The sequence below is a fragment of the Sinomonas sp. genome (genome assembly GCF_051955515.1).
Classification (GTDB): Bacteria; Actinomycetota; Actinomycetes; order Actinomycetales; family Micrococcaceae; genus Sinomonas.
Genome location: NZ_JBQCGQ010000288.1, coordinates 1 through 4,410, shown reverse-complemented (window position 1 = coordinate 4,410; position 4,410 = coordinate 1). Strand labels below are relative to the sequence as shown.

Here is a 4,410-nt window from a genome sequence, read left to right as displayed (position 1 = left end):
TCGCCGCCCCCAAGGTCATCAGCCGCTGAAACCACCCCAGCCTCAAGGGGCCCATCGCCCCCTCCCGCTCAGCTTGCTCCGTCACGTCCGCAGGGTTCACACCCTGCGGCCGTGACGGAGCAAGCGGAGGGGCGGCGGCGCGAGCCTTGGGCTCAGGCGAAGTCGCTCACAGCCGGGTCGGCCCCGATGCGGCCGGCGGCGCCCTTGTCGAGCTGCGCGATCGCGGCGAGGTCCTCGGAATCGAGGTTCACGGCAAGCGAAGCCCAGTTCTGCGCGATGCGCTCCTTGGTCACCGACTTGGGGATGACCACGTTGCCGAGCGCGAGGTGCCACGCGAGGACGACCTGCGGGACGGAAACGCCGTGCTTGCTGGCGATCGCCTTGAGCGCCGGGTCCTCGAGGAGGTCCTTGCCCTGGCCCAGCGGCGACCACGACTCGTGGAGGATGCCGCTCGAGGACTCGAACGCGCGCAGCTCGGCCTGCGGGAAGTACGGGTGCGTCTCGACCTGGTTGATCACGGGCAGCACGCCGGTCTCACGCTCGATCTCCTGGAGCGCCTCGACAGTGAAGTTCGAGACGCCGATGGAGCGGACGCGGCCCGAGGTCTGGAGCTTCACGAGCTCCTCCCAGGTCTCGACGTACAGCCCGCGCTTCGGCTGGAGCCAGTGGATGAGGTAAAGGTCCACGTAATCGAGGCCGAGCTTGTCGAGCGAGGCCTCGAAGGCCGGCGCAACCTTGCCGGCGCCCTGATCTGCGTTCCAGAGCTTTGTGGTGATGAAAAGGTCCTCGCGGGCGAGGCCGGAGGAGGCAATCGCGCGTCCCACGCCCGCCTCGTTGCCGTAGATCGCAGCGGTATCGATGTGGCGGTAGCCGACCTCGAACGCCTCGCCGACCACGCGCTCGGCGACCTCGTCCTCGACCTGCCAGACGCCGTAGCCGAGCTGCGGGATCTTCAGGCCGTCATGGAAGGTGAGCACAGGGGAAGTCAGGGAATTGGTAGAAGTCATGCGTTCATCCTGCCACCGTCCGTCGCCCCGATTCAGCGAGTTGTCAGATGTTTCCATCCGGCTTCGCGCAGCGCGAAATCGGGAATACTCAGCGGGGAACGGAGTCCTCGGCGGCCTCCACCTGCTCGAGGACGGTAGCCGCACGGCGCTGCACGGAGAGCGCGCCCACGGGAACGGGACCCACGGCGAGGCTCAGCATCGCGGCGGCCTCCGCCGTCGTCGCCAACGCATTCCCGGCCTTGGACAGCGAGCGGTGGACCCCCGCGAAGTCGCCGGGGACGTCGAAGCCGTCGCTCGGCGCGAGCCGCTGGCACGTGACGCACACGGCGCGGACTCGCGGAAGGAGCTCGGCGAGAGCGTCGGCGATCACCACGAGCTCGGCGTACAGGTCATCGTCCTCGACCCCTTCGAGGACCTGGTGATACCGGTCGAGGCCGCGCTGGAAGCGGTCATGCGCGCGGCGCCACAGCCCCTTGCCGAGCTCGGCGTCGTCGCGGCGCCCCCGCAGGACGTTGTCGAGGAGTCCCACCGGCATAGTCAGAGGTACTGCCCGGGGCCGTGCTCGGGCTCCCCGGGCGAGTGGGGGCGCGCCTGAAGACCGGGACCGGCAGCCCGCTGCGGTTCGCCGTTCTCTCCGATCACCACGCCCGGGGCGATCATCGTCCCCGGGGGAAGCTGCCGAAGCTGGACCTGCGCGGCCGCGAGCTGGTGGGCGGCCTGCTGGGCGGCGATGGCGGTCTGAATCCCGTGGAACAGCCCCTCGAGCCATCCCACGAGCTGTGCCTGCGCGACCCGGAGCTCCGACTCCGACGGCACGCCTTCGTCCGAGAAGGGAAGCGAAATGCGGTGCAGCTCCTCCACCAGCTCCGGGGCGAGGCCCTCCTCGAGCTCGGCGATCGAGCGCTCGTGGATCTCGGCGAGCCGGTTCCGGGCTGCCTCATCGAGCGGGGCGCCCTTCACCTCCTCGAGGAGCTGGCGGATCATCGTGCCGATCCGCATGACCTTCGCCGGTTCGTCGACGAGCTCCTGAAGGGACGCCCGGCGCGGGTGCTCCTGGTGCTCTTCGCGGTGAGCGGACCCGTCCGCCTCGGGGCTCGCGGCGTCCGCGCCCTCGATGGCGGTTCCCACGAAGGGCTCGTCGTGTCCGGCGCCATCCCCATCGGGCGCAGTGCTTGAGTGCGCTTCGCTCATGGTGTTCATCCTCTCACGGGCTCTCACATGGTCAGGAGGACCTTGCCCACATGCTCCCCAGAGTCGAAGTATTCGTGGGCCTTCTGCACCTCACCGAGCGGGAACGTGCGGTCCACGAGGGCCTTGATACTGCCGTCCGTCACGAGTGGCCATACATGCTCGCGGACGGCGGACATGATCACGCCTTTCTCCTCCACAGGCCGCGGGCGAAGCGCTGTGCCGATGATGGCAGCGCGCTTGTTGAGCAGGAGCCCGATGTTGAGCTCCCCCTTCGCGCCGCCCTGCAGGCCGATGATCACGAGGCGCCCATAGGGGGCGAGCGCCTCGACGTTCTTGTCGAGGTACTTCGCACCAACGACGTCGAGGATCACGTCCGCTCCCCGCCCACCCGAGGCATCGCGCACGGCCTCGACAAAGTCCTGCTCCCGATAGTTGATGGCGATGTCCACGCCCAGGAACGCCCGGGCCGTGCTCACCTTCTCCTCGGTCCCCGCCGTCGCGGCGACGCGCGCGCCGAAGGCCTTCGCCATCTGGACGGCCATCGTCCCAATGCCGCCCGTGGCGCCGTGGACGAGCACGAGCTCTCCGGGCTGAAGCTGCGCGGTCATGAACAGGTTGGAGTACACCGTTGCGGCGGTCTCGGGAAGGCTTGCCGCCGTGACGAGGTCAACGCCCTCGGGGACGCGGAGCACCTGCTCGGCCGGCACCGTGACCTTCTGCGCGTAGCCTCCGCCTGCGAGGAGCGCGACCACCTTGTCGCCGGCGGCGAAGGGCTTGACGACGTCGGACCCGAAACCCGAGATGCGCCCCGAGACCTCGAGCCCCGGCACCTCGGAGGCGCCGGGAGGTGGCGGGTAGAAGCCACGCCGCTGCTGCACGTCCGCCCGGTTGATACCGGCCGCAACAACGTCGATGAGCACCTCTCCCGGCCCCGGCACGGGGTCCTCGACCTCGCGGACCTGCAGGGCTTCGGGGCCGCCGGGATCCACGATGTAGACGGCCTTCATGCTGGGGCGCTCCTCCGGAAGTTTCGTCAGGTCTGCTGCCTATGAAACACTACTAGTCACAAGGAAGGTTGTCCGAGCGGCCGATGGAGCTGGTCTTGAAAACCAGTGTGCGGTAACCCCGTACCAAGGGTTCAAATCCCTTACCTTCCGCTGCGAGCGCCCCGGTCTTCGGACCGGGGCGCTTTGTTTCTCCTCGTTGCCTGCCAGACGGACGACGGCGATGGCTGGCTCAGCCTTGAAAGTGTCGGTGGGCGCTAATAGCGTCGGGAGAGAACACCGCGAGAAAGACCAACCGACCTGAGGAGCAGCTATGTCCAAGCCCGAGCTGACCGTTGGCGCACCCTGCTGGGCCGACCTCATGACAAGCGATCTCGAGAAGGCCAAGGCCTTCTACGGCGAGCTCTTCGGCTGGACCTTCGAGGGCGGCGATGAGGAGAAGTACGGCGGGTACACCACGGCGTTCAAGGACGGCGAACAGGTGGCCGGCCTGATGCCCAAGGACCCCGAGCAGGATGCCATGCCGGATGCGTGGACGGTCTATCTGAAGACGGATGACATCCAGCGGACCGCGATGAAGGTCCAGGAATCCGGGGGCCAGGTCTTCATGCCTCCCATGGAGGTGCCCGAGCAGGGTCACATGGCCGTGTTCGGCGACGCGGGCGGTGCGGCGTTCGGCAGCTGGCAGCCCACGCGCCATACGGGTTTCGGGAAGCTCGCGGAGCCCGGGTCGCCGGTGTGGTTCGAGGTCATGTCCCGCGCCTATCCGCAGACCGTGAAGTTCTATGAGGAGGCACTCGGCTGGGAAACCGAGACCATGAGCGACACGCCCGAGTTCCGCTACACGACTCTCGGCTCAGGCGCCGAGGCGAAGGCCGGAATCATGGACGCCGACTCGTTCCTGCCCGAGGGCATCCCGTCCAACTGGCAGATCTACTGGGGAGTGGAGAACGCGGATCGCGCCGTCGATGCCGTTCAGCAGCTCGGCGGCCAGGTCGTCCGGGCGGCTGAGGACACTCCGTTCGGCCGCATCGCGACGGTCACCGACCCCATGGGCGCCGTGTTCCTCATCCACCAAGACCTCAACCAGCAGGACCCCAACCAGGAAGGCTAGCTGTCACCCCTGGTTGCGGCGGGGGCGGCCGCCGGGGGGGCGACCCCCGCCGCGGGCCGGGCCCCAGGGTTGGGGGGGGGGGGCCGCGCCCCCC

The 4,410-nt window shown here is 68.5% G+C and carries 5 protein-coding genes and 1 tRNA gene; 2 read left to right on the top strand and 4 right to left on the bottom strand.

What is annotated here, in order from left to right:
- Positions 1–152 precede the first annotated feature (152 nt).
- The 4 genes from ACTHL9_RS17095 to ACTHL9_RS17080 all read right to left on the bottom strand — a co-directional run bounded on the left by ACTHL9_RS17095 (position 153) and on the right by ACTHL9_RS17080 (position 3,205).
- The gene (locus ACTHL9_RS17095) at positions 153–1,007 is read right to left on the bottom strand and encodes an aldo/keto reductase (RefSeq protein WP_440520478.1); all 855 of its coding nucleotides are present in this window, start codon (positions 1,005–1,007) and stop codon (positions 153–155) included.
- Between the two features lie 88 nt (positions 1,008–1,095).
- A complete protein-coding gene (locus tag ACTHL9_RS17090; protein ID WP_440520477.1) occupies positions 1,096–1,536 on the bottom strand; it encodes a hypothetical protein in 441 nt (146 codons plus the stop codon).
- An 8-nt stretch (positions 1,537–1,544) separates the two neighbouring features.
- Complete coding sequence (locus tag ACTHL9_RS17085; protein WP_440520476.1) at positions 1,545–2,198, bottom strand: bacterial proteasome activator family protein; 654 nt, start codon at positions 2,196–2,198, stop codon at positions 1,545–1,547.
- 23 nt (positions 2,199–2,221) lie between these two features.
- A complete protein-coding gene (locus tag ACTHL9_RS17080) occupies positions 2,222–3,205 on the bottom strand; it encodes an NAD(P)H-quinone oxidoreductase (RefSeq protein ID WP_440520475.1) in 984 nt (327 codons plus the stop codon).
- A gap of 62 nt (positions 3,206–3,267) precedes the next feature.
- Between ACTHL9_RS17080 and ACTHL9_RS17075 the strand changes: the two genes are divergently transcribed.
- Positions 3,268–3,355, top strand: a tRNA-Ser gene (locus tag ACTHL9_RS17075).
- Between the two features lie 160 nt (positions 3,356–3,515).
- Positions 3,516–4,316, top strand: a complete 801-nt coding sequence (locus tag ACTHL9_RS17070) for a VOC family protein (protein WP_440520474.1) — start codon at positions 3,516–3,518, stop codon at positions 4,314–4,316.
- Positions 4,317–4,410 lie beyond the last annotated feature (94 nt).

What these genes read in the sequence shown, in the direction of transcription:
- ACTHL9_RS17080 (WP_440520475.1), bottom strand. Translation starts at nt 3,205, where the DNA reads ATGAAGGCCGTCTACATCGTGGATCCCGGCGGCCCCGAAGCCCTGCAG.
- ACTHL9_RS17085 (WP_440520476.1), bottom strand. Translation starts at nt 2,198, where the DNA reads ATGAGCGAAGCGCACTCAAGCACTGCGCCCGATGGGGATGGCGCCGGA.
- ACTHL9_RS17070 (WP_440520474.1), top strand. Translation starts at nt 3,516, where the DNA reads ATGTCCAAGCCCGAGCTGACCGTTGGCGCACCCTGCTGGGCCGACCTC.
- ACTHL9_RS17095 (WP_440520478.1), bottom strand. Translation starts at nt 1,007, where the DNA reads ATGACTTCTACCAATTCCCTGACTTCCCCTGTGCTCACCTTCCATGAC.